The organism is Geomicrobium sp. JCM 19037, from assembly GCF_000698105.1.
Classification (GTDB): domain Bacteria; phylum Bacillota; class Bacilli; order Bacillales; family Marinococcaceae; genus Geomicrobium_A.
The window spans coordinates 93,982-112,666 of sequence record NZ_BAWZ01000001.1 but is presented as its reverse complement, the minus strand read 5'-3'; the positions used below and the strand labels follow the sequence as shown (position 1 = coordinate 112,666).

14 protein-coding genes and 2 pseudogenes are annotated in these 18,685 nt (G+C 44.3%); 8 read left to right on the top strand and 8 right to left on the bottom strand.

Going from position 1 to position 18,685, the window contains the following annotated elements:
* The first annotated feature begins 28 nt into the window (after nt 1-28).
* The 4 genes from JCM19037_RS00525 to JCM19037_RS00515 all read left to right on the top strand — a co-directional run bounded on the left by JCM19037_RS00525 (nt 29) and on the right by JCM19037_RS00515 (nt 5,756).
* Nucleotides 29-850: a D-serine ammonia-lyase gene (locus tag JCM19037_RS00525; RefSeq protein ID WP_052363395.1), complete on the top strand. Its 822-nt coding sequence runs from the start codon at nt 29-31 to the stop codon at nt 848-850.
* Complete coding sequence (locus tag JCM19037_RS21725) at nt 808-1,629, top strand: methylated-DNA--[protein]-cysteine S-methyltransferase (RefSeq protein WP_081828951.1); 822 nt, start codon at nt 808-810, stop codon at nt 1,627-1,629. Before JCM19037_RS00525 ends, JCM19037_RS21725 begins: the two co-directional genes overlap by 43 nt.
* Nucleotides 1,630-1,692: 63 nt before the next feature.
* Nucleotides 1,693-3,318, top strand: coding sequence for a catalase (locus JCM19037_RS00520; protein ID WP_042396706.1), 1,626 nt, complete (start codon nt 1,693-1,695; stop codon nt 3,316-3,318).
* A gap of 194 nt (nt 3,319-3,512) precedes the next feature.
* Nucleotides 3,513-5,756 carry an NlpC/P60 family protein gene (locus JCM19037_RS00515; protein WP_238544474.1) on the top strand — a complete coding sequence of 748 codons (2,244 nt, stop codon included), beginning with the start codon at nt 3,513-3,515 and terminating at the stop codon, nt 5,754-5,756.
* A 424-nt stretch (nt 5,757-6,180) separates the two neighbouring features.
* On the opposite strand, the gene JCM19037_RS00510 is transcribed toward JCM19037_RS00515, so the two are convergent.
* Nucleotides 6,181-7,944 carry a BCCT family transporter gene (locus JCM19037_RS00510; RefSeq protein WP_238544465.1) on the bottom strand — a complete coding sequence of 588 codons (1,764 nt, stop codon included), beginning with the start codon at nt 7,942-7,944 and terminating at the stop codon, nt 6,181-6,183.
* Between the two features lie 235 nt (nt 7,945-8,179).
* Nucleotides 8,180-8,371, bottom strand: a complete 192-nt coding sequence (locus JCM19037_RS00505) for a hypothetical protein (protein ID WP_042396703.1) — start codon at nt 8,369-8,371, stop codon at nt 8,180-8,182.
* Nucleotides 8,372-8,486: 115 nt separating this feature from the next.
* On the opposite strand from JCM19037_RS00505, the gene JCM19037_RS00500 reads away from it, so the two are divergent.
* Nucleotides 8,487-9,656: an aminotransferase A gene (locus JCM19037_RS00500; protein ID WP_042396698.1), complete on the top strand. Its 1,170-nt coding sequence runs from the start codon at nt 8,487-8,489 to the stop codon at nt 9,654-9,656.
* Here JCM19037_RS00500 and JCM19037_RS23845 read toward each other — a convergent pair.
* Nucleotides 9,646-10,265, bottom strand: a pseudogene (locus JCM19037_RS23845) (DNA-3-methyladenine glycosylase). The gene JCM19037_RS00500 and the pseudogene JCM19037_RS23845 sit on opposite strands and share 11 nt — an antisense overlap.
* 110 nt (nt 10,266-10,375) lie before the next feature.
* Between JCM19037_RS23845 and JCM19037_RS00490 the strand changes: the two are divergent.
* Nucleotides 10,376-10,711: a metal-sulfur cluster assembly factor gene (locus JCM19037_RS00490; RefSeq protein WP_042396696.1), complete on the top strand. Its 336-nt coding sequence runs from the start codon at nt 10,376-10,378 to the stop codon at nt 10,709-10,711.
* A gap of 62 nt (nt 10,712-10,773) precedes the next feature.
* On the opposite strand, the pseudogene pepF (JCM19037_RS00485) reads toward JCM19037_RS00490, so the two are convergent.
* The 5 genes and pseudogenes from pepF (JCM19037_RS00485) to JCM19037_RS29765 form a co-directional block, all read right to left on the bottom strand.
* A pseudogene (pepF, locus tag JCM19037_RS00485) lies at nt 10,774-12,568 on the bottom strand (oligoendopeptidase F).
* A gap of 106 nt (nt 12,569-12,674) precedes the next feature.
* Nucleotides 12,675-13,556 carry a RimK family alpha-L-glutamate ligase gene (locus JCM19037_RS00480; protein ID WP_042396691.1) on the bottom strand — a complete coding sequence of 294 codons (882 nt, stop codon included), beginning with the start codon at nt 13,554-13,556 and terminating at the stop codon, nt 12,675-12,677.
* Between the two features lie 292 nt (nt 13,557-13,848).
* Nucleotides 13,849-15,657, bottom strand: a complete 1,809-nt coding sequence (pepF, locus tag JCM19037_RS00475) for an oligoendopeptidase F (protein WP_042396689.1) — start codon at nt 15,655-15,657, stop codon at nt 13,849-13,851.
* Nucleotides 15,654-16,406 (bottom strand): 2-dehydropantoate 2-reductase, encoded by a 753-nt coding sequence (locus JCM19037_RS00470; protein ID WP_255357822.1) that lies wholly within the window; start codon nt 16,404-16,406, stop codon nt 15,654-15,656. Before JCM19037_RS00470 ends, pepF (JCM19037_RS00475) begins: the two co-directional genes overlap by 4 nt.
* Nucleotides 16,364-16,603, bottom strand: coding sequence for a 2-dehydropantoate 2-reductase N-terminal domain-containing protein (locus JCM19037_RS29765; RefSeq protein ID WP_373900136.1), 240 nt, complete (start codon nt 16,601-16,603; stop codon nt 16,364-16,366). The genes JCM19037_RS00470 and JCM19037_RS29765 overlap by 43 nt, the downstream gene beginning before the upstream one ends.
* Before the next feature lie 95 nt (nt 16,604-16,698).
* Between JCM19037_RS29765 and JCM19037_RS00465 the strand changes: the two genes are divergently transcribed.
* Nucleotides 16,699-17,871 carry a pyridoxal phosphate-dependent aminotransferase gene (locus tag JCM19037_RS00465; RefSeq protein WP_042396686.1) on the top strand — a complete coding sequence of 391 codons (1,173 nt, stop codon included), beginning with the start codon at nt 16,699-16,701 and terminating at the stop codon, nt 17,869-17,871.
* Nucleotides 17,872-17,885: 14 nt separating this feature from the next.
* The gene (locus tag JCM19037_RS00460; protein WP_042396682.1) at nt 17,886-18,671 is read left to right on the top strand and encodes a carbon-nitrogen family hydrolase; all 786 of its coding nucleotides are present in this window, start codon (nt 17,886-17,888) and stop codon (nt 18,669-18,671) included.
* The last annotated feature ends 14 nt before the right edge of the window (nt 18,672-18,685 follow it).

Here is an 18,685-nt window from a genome sequence, read left to right as displayed (position 1 = left end):
AATAATCCATCAAATAGGAGGAATTCTCATGCAACTGAAAGAGTGGATGCAACAACAAGGGTTAGATTGGGTTGTAGAGGAACGAGCCAATCTATGGACAAATCCTAATTACGAACCGACAGATCACTCATTTTTAGCCGATCAACAAACCACAGAAGACGCGTTCTTGCGCATTCAACGATTTTTACCGGTGCTGTCTCTATTGTTTACAGATGTAAGTGTAGAGATTGATGGATTAGATTCAATCATTCATCCTGTCGATAATCAATTCGGTACAGACCTGTGGATGAAACGGGACGACCTGTTACCGATCTCGGGTTCGATAAAAGCGCGAGGGGGGATTTATGAAGTTCTGTACGTGACCGAACAGATTGCTTTCAAACACAAGCTGTTGCACTCTGTAAACGACGACTATGAGAAACTCGCTCGCCCAGAAGCGAAGCGAATCTTTTCATCCTATGGATTTGTCGTTGGCTCTACTGGCAATCTAGGCTTAAGCATCGGAACCGTTGGACGGGCCTTTGGCTACACGGTTGAAGTACACATGTCAAAAGAAGCAAGCGATTGGAAGAAACGTAAACTTAGAGACGTCGGTGCGATTGTTACAGAACACGAACAAGACTACAGCTCTGCAGTTAAAGCAGGTCGAAATGAAGCGGCAAAACAAGAGAAGTGGCATTTTATTGACGATGAGTTGTCAGAGACTTTGTTTACGGGATATAGCACGGCAGGAATTCTCGTTAAGAGACAAATGAAAGAACAAAACATCCGTGTCGATGCGAACCATCCGCTCATTGTGTATTTGCCTTGTGGGGTAGGTGGTGGCCTGGTGGGGTTCTTTACGGCTTAAAACAGCAATTTGGTGAGCATGTGCACGGCTTCATGATGGAACCAACCGCATCTCCATCGATGTTACTCGGACTTGTTACGGGCCTTCATGACAGCGCTTCAGTTTATAATACGGGCCTTACAAATCAAACGATTGCCGACGGTTTAGCTGTGGCTACGCCATCTCGGTTTGTCGGTCAACGAATCGAACCTTTTTTGAGCGGGTGTATGACGGTGCGTGATGAAACGTTGATTCAACTCCAAAAAAAGATGTTTTCTAAGCAAAACATCTACCTCGAGCCTTCAGCGGCGATTGGATTGGCAGGACGAGACTTACTCGAACATACCGAAGCAGGTAAACGTTACATAGAAATGAATTTCACTGAAACGGCGTGGAAACAGACTACACACCTCGTCTGGTCGACAGGGGGCAGTATGGTTCCGATGTCGGAACGAGAGGGGATGCTCATGAGTAACTTTTACGAAGAAGTATATGTGCTCACAAAACAAATTCCGCCAGGTTCTGTTGCGACGTACGGTCTCATTGCACGGTGGCTCGGCAACCCGAGAGGTGCTCGGGCGGTTGGCTGGGCACTGCAAAGAACGCCTCACGGTGCTCGTATTCCAGCTCACCGGGTCGTGCGTCGAGATGGTACGCTAGCAGCAGACCATGTATTTGGGGGATCAGACATTCAAAAAGAACTGCTTGAAAATGAAGGTGTGCCCTTTAGCGGTAATGACCGCATTGATATGAACAAAGCCGTTTGGTCAGGTCCAGTAACGGATTGTTTTGATGCATAGATTTTTCCGATCAGGTAACGATAGAACTGAATTCGGAACATCTAGGCGAAGGAGCGAAGCAACATGGATGATGAAAAGAAATGGCGTGCATTTGGAACGAACGCAGATGGCGCAGGGGACGCAAATGATGAACGAAAAGCAGAAAATGAGAATGATGACACACTAACAAATCGACAAGGTCAGCCGGTCAAAGACAACCAGAACATTCGTACGGTCGGAAACCGAGGGCCTTCTACTCTTGAAAACTACGACTTTTTAGAGAAAATGAGTCATTTTGATCGAGAGCGGGTGGCAGAGCGTGTCGTTCATGGGCGTGGTGCGGGTGCGCACGGATATTTTGAATCGTATGGAAAAGTTGGAGATGACGATATTTCCAAGTATACGAGAGCGAAAGTGTTCACGAACACAAAAGTGAAAACGCCAGTATTCGTACGATTTTCAACCGTTATTCACGGTACACATTCCCCAGAAACGTTGCGAGATCCTAGGGGTTTTGCCGTCAAGTTTTATACAGAAGACGGGAACTGGGATTTAGTCGGAAATAATTTGAAGATCTTTTTTATTCGAGATGCGTTAAAATTCCCTGATATGGTGCATGCATTTAAACCAGATCCAGTCACAAATGTTCAAGATATGGAGCGGTTTTTTGATTTTGTTGCTTCCAGTCCGGAATCTACACATATGATTACGTTTTTGTTTAGTCCGTGGGGAATTCCTGCGAATTACCGGCAAATGCAAGGGTCTGGTGTGAATACGTACAAGTGGGTTAATGCAGAAGGCAAAGCTGTTCTTGTGAAGTATCACTGGGAGCCGTTGCAAGGCATCAAAAACTTGACCCAAACAGAAGCGGATGATATTCAAAGTCAGAACTTTAATCATGCAACTGAAGATTTGTACAAGGCCATTGAAGATGGGGAGTATCCAGAATGGGAACTTTACGTACAAATTATGGAAGACGGTGAACATAAAGAACTTGACTTTGACCCATTAGATGACACGAAGCTATGGTACAAAGACGAGTTCCCATGGTATAAAGTTGGGAAAATGACGCTCAATAAAAACCCACAAAATTATTTTGCAGAAGTAGAACAAGCAGCATTTGGAACCGGTGTACTTGTCGATGGCTTGGATTTCTCTGACGATAAGATGTTGCAAGGTCGGACGTTTAGTTATTCCGACACTCAGCGCTATCGTGTTGGCGCCAACTACTTGCAGTTGCCAATCAATGCGCCGAAAAAACGAGTCGCCACAAATCAACGAGATGGCCAAATGGCTTATCACGTCGATAGTCCGAAGAGTCATAACCCACATATCAATTATGAACCTTCCTTAATTGGAAGCTTACAAGAAGCAGATCGAGAAGGTCGCAAGTTTCATGAACCCGAAATTCACGGAAAGCTCGTTCGTGAAGCAATTAATCGCCCGAATAACTTTGGACAAGCAGGTGAGACGTGGCGGAGGTTCAATGATTGGGAGCGTGATGAGCTCATTACAAACTTATCTGGAGCGCTCGCAGATGCGGATACTCGCATTCAAGAAACGATGATTAAAAACTGTACAGAAGCCGATCAAGAATACGGCAAACGACTAAAAGAAGGTATCGAGAAGCAAATCGCAAGCACGAAAGCAAAACATGATGAAGCTGTAGAAAAATCACGTGAAATGGGTCAATCTTCAGATCCATACTAGACAAAAAAGCTACGAGAGTGGATTCTCGTAGCTTCTTTATTGAAAGTGCATCCACAAGTGAAGTGTATATAAAGTAACTTATGCCCATCGTCATGTTTAGCGATCATCACCTATAATGAGAGTTTGCAATTCATATATCAAATAAGGTGGTGGGAAAGCTGATCATTCGATTAATAGGGATAATTCTTGTAGTGATGATGGCTAGTTTCTCTGGAGTAGCAACAGCAGAAGAACCAACCGATCCTGCAGCAGCATTGGCCGAGCAGATGATCGGGGAAAGTTCAGGCGACTGGTTAACATCAGAGTTTGTTCAGTATGTTTTCCAAGAAGCGAAGTCAAAGAGCATACCAAGGTATGCCAATGAGCAACAACAAGTCGGCGATCCTGTTGAGAAACAGGCGTTAAAAGCTGGTGACGTTGTTTTTTTCCAGGGAACAGGCTTGATGTCTGGTATCTATTTGGGTGAGGGGAACTTTGTCATTGTGACGAGCGAGGGAATCTCTCTACGAAACTTACATTCGAGTGCATATTGGGAAAATGCATACACTGGAGCCGTTCGGTTTGATCATGATGTAACTGATGAAGCAGCGACACTAGCGATTGTTTTGTTAGGGGAGAATGTTCAGAATTGGATCACATCGGAATTTGTTCAACATGTGTACGCTGAATCAAAACAAATTTCATTGCCGCGGTCCGCTGTCCAACAATGGATTGAAGGTGATGCTGTATCGGAACCAGAGCCTGGTGATGCCGTCTTTTTCCAAGGTTCGTACTTAATGTCAGGAATTTATATTGGTCACGGAAGATTTGTCATTGTGACGAGTGAAGGCATTTCTGAGCGGAATATGGAGACGAGCAGTTATTGGGGTGAGCGCTATATTGGCGCAAGGCATTTTGAAAGCACTGAACCACCAGTTTCTACAGACGATGAAATTGTTGAACTGGCGAGAGAGCTGATTGGGAGTCCGTACAATCGTTCTGGCACAAACCCGGATGAAGGGTTTCACTCTGGATCATTCGTGTTTTATGTATTTGAAGAGATTACAGGTAGTTGGTTGTCGATGCGGACAGCTTCATTGTTTGAAACCGGTGACTCGGTTGAGCGAGACGAGCTCGAACCTGGAGATCTTGTATTCTTCGAAAATGATGAGCAAGAACTCATCGTTGGCATCTATGCTGAAAATGACCAATTTATTATAGCGACATCGTCGGGTGTTGAGGAGCGACACATGGAATATAATCGCTATTATGAAGAGCGTTATGTTGGTGCGGTCCGTTATACCGGTGAACTACTTGAGAAAGCTCATCCGTCCACGTACGAAAACGCCGACCATCCGGTAGTGCGAGAGTCGATGAAGTATTTAGGAACACCATATTTAATGACGGGCAGTACATTGGATGCGTTTGATTGTTCGTTTTTAGTGCAAATGCTTTTTCGCGATGCGATGGACATCTATTTGCCACGCATTAGCTATAAGCAGTGGGAAGTAGGAGAGACGATGATTCCTGAAGGAGCCGATATAGAAGCGATCGACTTGGACGATGAGCTTCAGCCTGGTGATGTTCTTTATTTCTCCGGTACGTGGCAGTCTGATATTTCTCATACAGCGGTCTATTTGGGTGATGATTACATCGTTCATGCTACCGGAGAAGAAGGGCAGACAACGATCTCTCATATGACACAATATTGGCGAGATCATTTCACTGGGGCGAAGCGATTTGATGATCTAACCATTTCATTTGAAAATGATGTCGTTTATGAAGCCTTTCAATTATTAGGTTCAGACTATCAGTCAGGTGGTAACAATTCAAACGAAGGGTTTGATACAGGAGGACTTGTGCAGTATGTCTTTAAAAAAGCGTGGGACTACAATATGCCCCGTTTTGGGAGATTACAAATGGAGCAGGGGACACCAATAGGTGACGCAGATGCACAACCTGGCGACGTGTTATTTTTCCAAGGCTCAAGCATTATCCCCGCCATCTATATTGGGAACAATCAAATGATTGCGGCGACCGTCGCCAATGGAGTAACTGTCATTGATCTTACAACGAGTGACTACTGGCCACCTCGGTTTATTGGTGCAAATACCTATACACACCAAACCGAAGAAAATGGAGCGGCCCGAGTAGCAGAGGGACTCATTGGTCAATCGTTCAATGATACTTCTCTTTCATTTATTGTTCATATTTATGAGCAAGGGGAAGACGTTCAATTGCCAACAAGCTGGGATGAGCTAAGAGATTTCGGTGATGACGTTCACATTGAGGAGTTACAAGTCGGAAACCTCATATTTTTTGATGACCCAACAATCGTTGGCATCTATATTGGAGATGGAAAATTTATTACAATTGTCAACGAACAGGTAAGTGTACAATCGTTAAATGGAGATTTTCGCTGGCTCGATCGTTTTTCTAGCGCAACGAGCATTGAGTAATATGCACGTGTTGAAGTTTGGAGCTTTCTAATGGCTGCTTCACTTCTAAATGGTATGAACATAAGATATCGGCCTTTACTTTCAAGTACAAGTGGTTGATTGCACTCCAGAGCACAAGTGCAACATCGGTGGTCAAGAATCGCCCTTATGCACGCCAGAGCATAAGGCGATGCGGTTTACGTTTCTGCCTACTGTCTACGGTGTGTGGAAAGAAGTCCAAACGCCCCATATATTCATTTATGTGACACTTTAGAAAGAAAAATCATTATTTTAAACGTGAATCCGCACATAAACGGAGTCAACGGTCACAAATCGCGATATATGTGACCGTTGAGGGGCGAAAGTGCCCGGTTTGAGGATTGGATTGTCATATAAGTGACAGGTCATGATATTCCTTGTGCGAAGTAATCACCATCGGTCAAGTCTAGTTACCTTTCGATAAACGTTCTTCGTATTGCCCGCGAACCTTGTAGTGACGAGCAACAATCGACAATGTCGGTTCCAAAGCGAAACTGTAATGCCACTGTCTCATATAAAAACGGGATGGCTCCATCAAATGATTGGGCCATCCCGTTTGTTTAATCGTTCTTTTTCTCACTATCTTGTGGGTCTTTGTTCGGTTCTTCTCGTTTTGTTTCTTCCATATCTTCTTTGATTTCTTCTTTAATTTCTTCGTAACTTCCTGTTTCCAGTCGTCGTAGAATTCTTCTTTAATGTCTTCTTTTAGTTGTTCAGTACGAGCGATCTGTTCGTTTCTTCGAATCTCTTTCAAATCTCGACCCATCATGATCAGCATGCAGATAATCATGGCGATCATAATGAAACTAAACGGAAGCGCTGACGCAATGGCTGCCGTTTGTAGGCCTTCCAAACCGCCGGTTAACAAGAGTACACTAGCCGTACCAGCAATGAGTACGCCCCAGATAAATTTGATTGAAAGCATTGGTTTTAAGCCGCCTTGTGATGTCATAACTCCAAGTACGTATGAAGCAGAGTCGGCGGAGGTAATGAAGAAAATACCAATTAAAATAAAGGCGAGAACACTCGTAATAAAAGCAATTGGCAAACCGCTCAGCATGTCAAAGAGTGCATTTTCTGGATTGTCTGCGACAACACTTGCGATGCCTGTGTTTTGCTCGATTTCTTGGAAAAGTCCAGTGCTACCAAACGCTGTAAACCAAATTACACCGACGAGAGAAGGGAGTAAAAGAACACCCATCATAAATTCACGTACGGTACGTCCACGTGAAATTCTTGCAATAAACAAACCAATAAATGGCGCCCAAGACATGTGCCAAGCCCAGAAGAAAATCGTATTGTTTCCGAGCCAATCGGAATCTGAGTATGGTGTCATTTGCAAACTCATTGGAATGATGTTTGCAATATAACCGCCTAGCACTTCAACAAAGTTGTTGGCAATAAAGATGGTCGGCCCCGCAATAATGACAAAGAGTAATAACACTGCGGCGAGAACAAGGTTGACATTACTCAAATATTTGATCCCGCGATTCACACCGGAAGCCGCAGAAACCATAAAGAGTACCGTCACAATCCCGATAATCGTAAACTGAGTGAGAAAGTTATTCTCAATATTACTAATATACGATAAACCACCGGACATTTGCAGAGCGCTTAAACCAAATGTTGTCGCCACACCCATGGCCGTTGCAAGAACAGCAAAGATGTTGATACTTTTTGCTGGCCAGCCAGCAATTTTGTCACCCATTAATGAGGTGAATGCCGAACTAATTAAGGCAGGTTGATTTTTTCGAAACTGTACATAAGCGAGAACGAGTCCAACGAGTCCGAAGATGGCCCAAACGTGTAGTGACCAATGGAATACACCGTACCTTAGACCGACAGTCGCAGCTTCAGCAGTACCTGGCACAACATTGTCAGGTGGATCGTCGAAATAGAGGACAGGTTCAGCAACCCCCCAAAACACAAAACCAACACCAATACCTGCTGCGAAGATCATTCCTATCCATGTCGGGTAATTATATTCGGGTCGGTCATCTGAACTTCCGAGTCGAATCTTACCAAACGGACTCACAACAAGGAAAAGGGAAAGAGCAACAAAGAATGCAGTAATTATCATATAATACCAACCGAAGTTCTCTAGCATAAAGTCCATAGCGGTGTTGGCAGCCGCATCCATTGACTCTGTGCCAAGAGCCCCCCAAAGCACGAACGCCGCTACTAAAATCGCGGATATGGCAAATACTATATCCGGGCGTTTTGTTTCATATGTATAATGTTTAGACATATTCACAGTAAAGGTTTAATTCCCTACACCTTTACCTTCCTCCTTCCAAATTTCTAACATTGTGTATTTAAATGTTAGACGGTATATAGTATGTTACCCAAATCTTTCCTTTCACTAACATGAAATTACTTGATCATTGAAATAAAAACAATCCGAATTAACGTAATCCGAATTGTTGTGATAAGTCCGCGTCTGACTCTACAGACGACAAAAAGGACTTAAGGACATTCACGTGCACTGTAACATTCACCCCTTCGGGAGTCGTAATAAACACATGTCCGTCTTGTTTCGCTTTTTTGAACTGGTATCCGTCTACATGAAACAATACTCGTTCATCAGGTCTTGCCATGATTGATCACCTCGTGTCACTATTGTACAGAAAAACCTTCTACATTTCTATCACTTCTCTAGAAAAGAAAAGTATGTAAAAATAGAAAAACGGCTATAGCAAAGGATGAAGGCGAATGAGTGAATGGGAAAAACTTGTAAATGACAATGTTCAATCGATTGAAGTCTCTGGAATACGTCAATTTTTTAATCGGGTGAGTGAAGTGCCGAATGCGGTACAACTCACACTCGGGCAACCGGATTTTCCAACGCCCGATCACGTGAAAGAGGCGGCGATTCAAGCGATTAATGAAGGCAACACGACGTACACCCCAAACGCAGGGATTCTCCCTTTAAGAAAAGCTGCGTCTCGCTTCTTAAATTCGAATTACAACCTCGATTACGACCCACAAACGGAAGTCATCACGACGGTAGGGGCTAGCGAAGCGTTGGATCTTGTGATGCGCACGTTGATTAATGAAGGTGATGAAGTGATTGTCCCAGCGCCGGCCTATCCGGCGTACGAGTCATTGATTCGTATGAGAGGGGCTGAACCGGTGTGGGTTGATACGAGGGAAACACAATTTAAATTAACGGCTGAGGCATTACAAGAAAAGATCACATCGAAAACAAAAGCTGTGATCTTATCTTACCCATCCAACCCGACGGGTGTCACGTTGAACGAGCAAGAACTTCAAGCGATTGCCGATGTGCTCGTAAATCAACAAATATTTATTATTAGTGATGAAATATACAGCGAGCTTGTTTATGAGGGAACTCATGTGTCCATCGCATCATTGCCGAAGATGAAAGAGCGAACGTTTGTCGTCAATGGTGTATCAAAATCTCACAGCATGACAGGATGGCGTATTGGCTTTCTATTCGGACCCGCATCATTAATGAAACAGATGTTAAAAGTTCATCAGTATAACGTGTCTTGTGCGTCTTCCGTTTCTCAATATGCAGCGCTTCAGGCGTTAGAACATGGACAAGACGACCCTCAAGTGATGCGCGAAGCGTATCAAAAGCGACGAGATTATATAATGGAAAGGTTAGATGCCATGAACTTGCCGTTTGCAAGTCCAAGCGGCGCGTTTTACTTGTTTGTTTCCATTGAAAAAACAGGGCTTAGTTCTTTTGAATTTGCCGATCGCTTGTTAAATGAAGCACAGTTGGCTGCAGTTCCTGGGACCGCTTTTTCAACGTATGGCGAAGGGTTCATTCGCATTTCGTACGCCTACAGTATGGACAATCTAAAAGAAGCGGCCGATCGTTTAGAAACATTTGTTAAACGGTTTAACGTTTAGGAGATTTGGATACGTACGGGTTGTCTTTTTCAAAGAAACGCCACGGATACATTTTCGCTTCTTGACTATTTGGAATGCCGATTCGTGGCGAGGTAACGATGTCACCACAACCCGACCCTTCCTCAAGGTATAACGTCTCACTGTTTAAAGAGTGGGCGTTATGTTTATGTTTTTGAATGTGGAAGGCTTGTCCGAGTTTACCGGGTCCGTTCGTTAACTGGAACATTTCTCGTTCCTTTAATTCGTGGAGTGGTTTCTGAAAGCGTCTGTGACTCATGTGCTGGAGCCCCTCTAAAGGCTCTACAGCTCGTATAAGAACGCCTTCTGGGTAACCCGCTCCTTTCGTCACGACATTTACGCAATGGTGAATGCCGTAATTAATGTACACGTATAGAACGCCGGCATTTCCAAACATCGTTTTGTTTTTGTTCGTGATCTTGCCGCCAAATGTGTGGCTTGCTCGGTCATCAGGCCGATATAAGCTTCAGTTTCTACAATGCGGCCTTTGAGTACCTCGCCTTCTTCTGTGTGATGAACGAAATGTTTACCGATTAATTCACGGGCTACAATTAGCGTATCTCGCTCAAAAAAAGCGGTTTGTAACTGCATAATACAACTCCTTTAAGCAAAGCGATTGAGATCAAGCCAAAGTTCCAGTATGATGGAGGAAAGTGAAGGAGTTGAAATCCTTCTCGAACAATGATTGTTGAGGTGAAATCATGGCTGATGAAAAGCTATTAGAAGAAACGAGAGAACGAGTTCTTGCCGAACTGGAAAATGTAATTGACCCAGAGCTTGGTGTTGATATTGTTAATCTCGGTCTCGTCTATGACATTGATCTTGATGAGAACATGAATACGACCGTTATTATGACACTCACATCGATGGGTTGTCCACTTGCAGGGATGATTCAATCAGAAGTGAGAAATGCCCTCGCTGATTTAAGTGAAAACAAGGAAATTGGCGAAGTGGAAGTGAGCATCGTTTGGAATCCGCCTTGGACGAAGGACAAGATGTCACGTTACGCAAAAATTGCCCTCGGTGTGGCAGATTAATTATGAAATAAAAAGAGAGGCACGGGAGTTCGCCTGTGCCTCTCTTTTTATTTTTTTCTATTCTACACGTCTAATTTCCGAAGTTCATCGACAGTGTCTTTAAACATTTTCATGGCGTTTTTAATTGGCTCATCAGACGTTAAGTCACTCCAGTATCAAGGAGCAAGTCAAGAGGATCTTTCACACTTCCACTTTGCAAGAACGTATGGTAATTTTTCAATGTTTCTTCGTCGCCATCAAGAATTCTCATCGCAATGTCAATGGCTGAAACAAAGCCCGTTGCGTACTGGTAAACGTAAAACGCGCGGTAAAAATGGGGGATGCGTGACCATCCGTATTTTACTTCATCATCAAACACGATCTCATCACCGAAGTATGTCCGGAATAAACCTTCATACAGTTCATTAAGGGAAGCCGCATCGAGCGGTTCTTCGGCTTCAGCTCGTTCGTGGGTTTGTTTTTCGAAATCGGCAAACATCACTTGTGTAAAGAACGTTCCTCGAAATTGCTCAATAAAATGGTTGAGCAAGTAGGCGCGTTTTTTTTGATCGGTCGTTTCTTTTAGTAGGTGCTGGATGAGCAACACTTCATTCACTGTAGAGGCAACTTCGGCGACGAAGATTTTGTACGACGCTGAGATTTGCGGCTGCATTTTGCTTGAATAGTGGCTATGGAGCGCATGGCCCATCTCATGTACGAGTGTAAACAAGCTGTTTAAGTCATCGTTGTGATTTAAGAGAACGAACGGGTGAACACCGTAAACGCCCATGTTATACGCCCCAGATTTCTTTCCTTTCGTCTCTCGAACATCGATGTAGCGCTTGTCTTTAAATGCACGTAGCTGCTCGATATAATCATCGCCAAGGGGCATAAGCGCTTGATCATCGTCTCGTACGCCTCGTCATAAGGGATGTCTTCTTTAATACCAGCGACAATCGGTGCACTTAAGTCATACTGACGAAGTTCTTCAACCGCTAGACGTTCTTTACGAAGCTTCGCATAATCGTGTAGTGGTTGGCTATTGTCTTTGGCGGCTTGAAGAAGGTTCTCATATACTTCACTCGGAATGTTGTCGCTAAACAACGCTTCATCCAAGGCTGAGTTGTAATTGCGGATCTTTGCGAGACTGGCATTTGTTTTCACTTCGGATGCATAGTTCGTCGCAATTGTATTGTTCATCTCCAAATACGGCTTGTAGTATGCTTTGTACGCTGCTTTTCGAACGTCTCGGTCTTCGTCTTCAAGCATTTTTGAGTACATGCCTCTTGTAAGCTGAACTTCTTCGCCTTCTTCATTGTGAACCATGCCGAACTGGATGTCGGCGTTATTATACATATTGTACGTATTGCTCGGAGCTCCAATCGTCTCGCTCAGTTGAGAAAGCAGCTCTTCTTGTTCTTTTGAAAGAACGTGTGGTTTATAGCGAAATGATTTCCACAACTCATCTTCAAAGTACTGCAACTCTTTTTCTTCGTTAATGTAAGACGTTAACGTATCTTTGGACAAGCTGAGCAGAAATGGCATAAAAAAGGCGGTTGCTTCACTCATTTTTACGCTGAGCTGCGCAGCTTTGCCACTTAACCTTTGCGCATTTGTGTCACGAGTATCAATGTCAGACAAAAACATGCTATACGCAAAAACTTTGCGGGCAATGAGGGAAAGTTGCTCTTGTTTTTTTAGATAAGCGAGAAGGGAAGAGGCATCTGTAATGTGATCTTCGAATTGAGCCAATTCATCTGCAAGCTGTTTGCACGTATCCACATCTTTTTGCCAAGCCTCTTCGTTTTCATATAAATCGGTTAGGTCCCATTTTTCTTGTTCAGGTACGTCTTCTCTCGACGTGTACGAAGTTGCCATGAACAATCACCTGCTTTTCATGAATTTAGGGAACGCTCTTTTGGCGTTCATGCGTTTTGATGCAATTCTGACGCTAAAGCCGCTACGAGTTGGTCAGCGACATGCTTCATCCGTAGATGCCGACTTTTTCTTCAGCGTCTTTGTTATAGTTTGTGTTCGTGTTGACGTCGTATGTGTACAGTGTGCCGAACTCATCACGAATAAATTCAATCCCTGCAAAAGATATGCGATGTGTTTGCAAAAATTGCTCATATTTTTCAATGATTTCGTGTTGGAAGTTCGGGATGATTGAGAATTTATCCCGAGGCTGATCGGTTGTCGGGCAAAAAGCATCATCGATCTGGCACACATCTGCTGGGCAAAGTTCAAAGCCATCAGACGTGTCCACATTCACTGCATACAGAAACTTCCCGTTTACGAATTCGCACCGTGTAATCAAAGAGTCGGGGTTGTTAATGTATGTTTGCAAAAGCGTAATCCCATCAATGGAGGGTTCAAAATCTGTCTGTAAGTAGCGTTCTAACCCAGCTGTGTCTTGGAAAAGATGAACGCCAAGTCCTTTACCTGCCCGGTTATGCTTCGTAATAAAAGAGGTGCTCCCCATCTGTTTACTCGCATCGAGAATTGCTTGTTTTCCGCTAGCTGCAATCGTCTCTGGCACACGAATGCCATGTGAAACCAAGCTCGTGTATTGAGCCGCCTTACTTAATTCTAGCTGTAACGCTTCTGTACCGTTGAAAACGGTGCGATTGTAGCTTTCTAACCAACGAAGGACCGCAGCGGTATATTCTGGAGCGTACCGGTGTCCCCGTGTATGTGAAGACGCGCTCATACGGTTGTAAAATACACCTTCAGGCGGGGCTTCCATTAAGTTGACCGACCCTTCATGCAAGTGCCACAATTCAAATTCTGCACCAAGCGTTTCAAGGGCGGTTTTTAGTGGAGCTGTCCATTCATCATTTTCATGGAGTACATAGATTTTTGCCATTATTTCACACCCTTTTCTATTTCTGATTGTAAAGCAGTTGACCAAGCAGTGCAAAAAAAGCGATTGCAAAGAAAGGGCGGAAAATATACACCGTGAAAAAGAAAAGTGACCGAAAAAAACAGGAGATGGCTCAATCAAATCGCACTTCGGCTCGATGCGTTAGGGCAGAAAGGCGAGCGACTTTTTTGGTCAAACACGACCATGGTCGTCCGAGCATGGGAAGGTGAAGAATGAACTTCTTGGCATAGAAAAGAGCCGTCGTCTAGAATAACGGCTCTGATCGAAACGATGGTTATGCGTAGCTTTCTTCTAACTGCTGCACGAGCGAACCGACATAATTAACGGCTTCAGAAATCGGCTCTGCGGTAGAAAGGTCAACCCCTGCAATACTGAGTAGCTCAAGCGGAGATTTCGATCCCCCAGCTCGTAGCATGTCTAACCAACGCTCGACTGCTGGGGCTCCTTCTTCAATAATTCTTCTCGATGCATAGGTGGATGCGGTGAGACCTGCCGAATACGTGTAAGGATATAAGCCCATGTAATAGTGAGGCTGGCGCATCCATGTAAGTGCGGCGCCTTTATCAAAAGTAACCGTGTCCCCCCAAAAACCTTGAAGTGTCGCAAGTTTGAGTTCATTCAATTTGTCTGCTGTTAAAATCGTTCCTTCTTCTGCAGCTTGATACACTTCCCGTTGGAAGTGGGCTTCAAGTAAGTGGGTCACAAAGTTATGATAATACGTACCTAATAATGAGAGGACCACCCACCGTTTCATCTCTTTGCTATCCGCGGTTTTTAAAAGGTGGTCACCGAGCAGCATTTCATTCATCGTCGAAGGCGCTTCGATCATGTACGTTGACGGTCTGGCGCTACCAAGCTTCTGATGTTGATGCGCTGTATAAAAGTGGCCAGCGTGCCCGAGTTCATGGGTGAGGATAAACGTGCCGCGCATCATGTTTGTCCACGTCATGAGAATATAAGGATGCGCACCATAAGGGCTTGCGCAAAATGCTCCGTTTTGTTTTCCGACATTCTCCGCTCGGTCAACCCATCGCTCTTCATACGCTCGGTCAATCATCTTGTTGTAGTCTTCACCCATGACTTTTAGAGAATCTTTAATTAAGGAGAACGCTTCTTCGAAGCTAATGTCTGGATCATAGTCTGGGTCAAGCGGTGCTTTTAGATCAGCGAAAGTGAGCTCATCGAGCCCGAGTACATTTTTCTTTAACGTCGCATATCGTTGCATGTATGGACTTAATTCGTTGTAAATCGTATCAATTTGTCGATGGTACATCGCCGGCTCCACATCTTGTTCATGAAGGAGCATGTCAGTGACAGAAGGGTATCCTCGCAAACGAGACACGTTCACTTGTCGCGTCACTTCTGCGGCGTATGTTCCTGCAAACGTATGCTGGTAGTTGCTCAGCCCATCAATAAAGGTTTTGTAGGCATTTCTTCGGATACTCGCGTCTTTTGAGAACTCGTATTTATCTTCAAAAAGAGCAAAAGTAAGCGGGTGAGTATTTCCTTTGTCATCTTGAAAGTCAGCGAATGAAAGGTCGGCTGCCTTGCCCTGTTTGTAGATTGAAAACGGAGCACGTAGTGATTCATTTAAAGCAGCAAGCACTTCCTCAGTCTCATCAGAGAGCATGTAATCTTTATTTTTTCGGATTTTTTGAATTTGTACTTCATACGTGTGTAGCTCGTCATTATCTTTAAAAAATTGGTGCAACGTCTCATCATCTATTTTAACGATTTCTGAATTGATAAAAGCACTTGCTCGGCTAAAGGCTGCTTGAAGTTGACTTACTTTCCCTTGCCGGCTTTGATTGTTCGCATCACTTCCATCTGCGGCCACTTTAAGCATCGCGTAAGTGGCGACGGGAATGAGCATTTGCATCATGTTTTCGTACGTTTTCAAGCAGTCCAGCAGCTGTTTGGCACTTTCATGTAGCGTTCCTTGATAAGGCTTTAACCGCGGAAGAATCATTTCGAGTTCTTCATAAGCTTTCTCCCACGACTTGTCTGACGCAAAAAGATTCGTTAAATCCCATGTCTCTTCAGTTCGTACATCTTGTCGGTATTGTTGAATCGCTTGTGTCATTGAAAATCACCCTTTCGTATTTGTTCGTAAAGTTCAAGATTGGCATACACGACTTGTAATGCAGGCGCGTCCAAATGATACGCTTTCGCTTTCTCCAACAGGTACCCTTGAATATGCTCATACTCGACGGCTTGTCCTTTTTCTTTATCTTTTTGCATCGAAGCTTTAAAAGAAGCGTCAAGGTTTTGCCATTGTCGCTTCGCTTTTTGTTGCAAACGCTCTGCATCCATTTCTGGTGCAATCTGTTCAATCAACCTAGCAACTTCATTTATGTAGCGATCGATAAATGACCCTGCACTTGTAGAGGTTCGAATTGTGCCGACATCGGTATGAAAAAGGGTCGTTGCTCCGGAAAGAATCGTGATGAGCATATATTTTTGCCACATGTCACTTTCAATGTTCTCTCGAGACTTAATATCAGAAACAGAAGAAAGTGCTTTTTCAACCTGAGTGGCAGAGGGCGGAGCAGAATGTGTTCTTCGACCATACATCATCAAGGCATTCGCCCCTTGGTGAAGGATGTGCCCATCTTCGGATAAGGTCGATTCAATAAAGGCAACCCCTCCATACACTTGTGTTTTGGAAAAAGCAGAATCGAGCACATCGAGATGTTGAATGCCATTAAGCAAAGGAATGACGATGGTCTCTGAATGGACAAAAGGCAATACATCTTCGATTGCATCATGGAGGTGATACGATTTTGTGCTCATAAGAACCACATCAAAAGCTCCGACATCTGCTGTTGTGATAAGATGAGGTCGAAGATGTTCAAATCACCATTTCTGCTTTTTACGATGAGTCCATTTTTTTGGAGTTGAACACGTCGCTTCGATCGAACGAGGAATGTGACTTGTTGTCCCGCTTCATGAAGCCTTGCTCCGAAGTAACCCCCGACGGCACCGCGCCGACGACTAGAATTTTCATCATATTGCCCTCCTTTCTCTATTATTTAGTATATCGAAGAAAAAGAAAATTAGAAATACATATCTATGAACACATGTTAGACTGAAAAGAACTAAAACGGAAGGTGCTGAACAAAAGGTGAAACAATACGCGGCTTCAACGATGATTCGTCGTTTGCCCGAACAGTATTTTTCGAAATTGGAAAAATCCATTGTGGCATTAAAGTCACAAGGGGCAGATATTATAAACCTTGCCCAAGGTAGCCCGGACCAACCGACACCAGACCACATTATCAAGTCTTTACAAGAAGCGGCAACAGACCCGCAATTTCATCGGTATTCACCGTTTCAAGGTTTCTCGTTTTTTAAAGAAGCGGTTGCCGAATTTTACAAAAATCAATATGATGTGGACCTAGATCCAAATGAAGAAGTGTGCATTCTTTTTGGGGGCAAAGGCGGCCTCGTTGAAGTGAGTCAATGTTTATTGAACCGCGGGGATGTTGCCCTCGTTCCCGACCCTGGGTACCCTGACTATTGGTCAGGGGTTGCGATGCAAGAAGCGAACATGCACATGATGCCACTGCGCCATGAACACGGATTCCTTCCTCAGTATGAAGACATTCCGGCTCGGGTGCGAGATGATGCAAAGTTGCTATTTCTCAACTACCCAAACAACCCGACAGGGGCGGTGGCGTCTTCTGCGTTTTTTGAAGAAACCGTCCGATTTGCTAACGATCATGACATCTGTACAGTCCATGATTTTGCATACGGAGCCATTAGCTTCGATGGCGTGAAACATCCAAGTTTTATGCAAACAAAAGGGGCTAAAGAAAACGGCATTGAGATCTATACACTTTCTAAGACGTACAATATGGCAGGGTGGCGCGTCGGCTTTGCGGTCGGGAACCGCTCGGTCATTAAGCATTTAAATGTGCTTCAAGATCACCAATACGTAAGCCTGTTTGGGGCGGTTCAACGAGCGGCGACGACCGCTTTAACATCATCGCAAGCAGGAGTAACAGAGCTTCAACAAATGTATGAGAAGAGAAGAAATGTACTCGTTGAAGAAGCAAAGCGAATTGGGTGGGCACAAGAGGCACCGAAAGGCTCATTTTTTGCATGGTTTAAAGTACCAAATGGGTTGAGTGAAACCGAATTTGCTACACAGCTTCTCCACGAAGCTCACGTCGCCGTTGCGCCTGGCAATGGCTTTGGTGAACACGGGCGTGGATACGTGCGTATCGGGCTTGTGAACGACGAAACGAAGATTAAAGAAGCGATGTCAAGAATTCAAGCATTAAATCTCTTTTAAAAAGGACGATCCAAATGAAAGTCTTACAATATCAAATGCGTGTAGTAGCAGGTAGCCCTCTTGAAAATCGACAACGGGTCGAAGAGTGGATGCGTGAAGAAGTGAACAAATATGCACCTGACGTCGTTGTTTTACCTGAGATGTGGACGACCGGGTATGCGCTCGAACAACTTGAAGACATTGCCGAACAAGAAGGAGGGGTGACGGAGTCGTTTCTAATCGAGCAAGCGAAGACACATAATGTGATGATCGTTGCCGGCAGCATGGCTGTGAAAACAGCGGACGGCATCGTGAACCGTAGTCTTGTTTATGATCATACCGGTACGTGCGTTCATCGGTATGACAAAATTCATCTCGTGCCGATGTTAAATGAGCCTGACTATCTCGTACGTGGCCAAGAGAAACCGACGGTCTTTCCTGTATCGTCTGCTCGAGCTGGCGTATTGATTTGTTATGATTTACGTTTTCCTGAGTTGTTTCGATCGCTAGCGTTGCAAGGAGCGGAAGTGATTTTTGTCGTTGGAGAGTGGCCAGCGGCAAGAAGAGACCATTGGGATACGTTGTTAAAGGCGAGAGCAATCGAAAATCAATGCTATATTGTTGCGTGTGATGCTGTTGGCTCACATAATGACGTGGATTACTCTGGAAATTCATTAGTCTACTCTCCGTGGGGGAACTTAATTGTCCGTGCGTCACCCGTTGACGAGGAGACGGTCGTTGCTGACCTGGACTTTTCAGAAGTACAACAGTTTCGAAAAGCAGTGCCAAATTTAACGAATCGCGTGCCATCACTCTATTAGAAATGGGGAGTTTT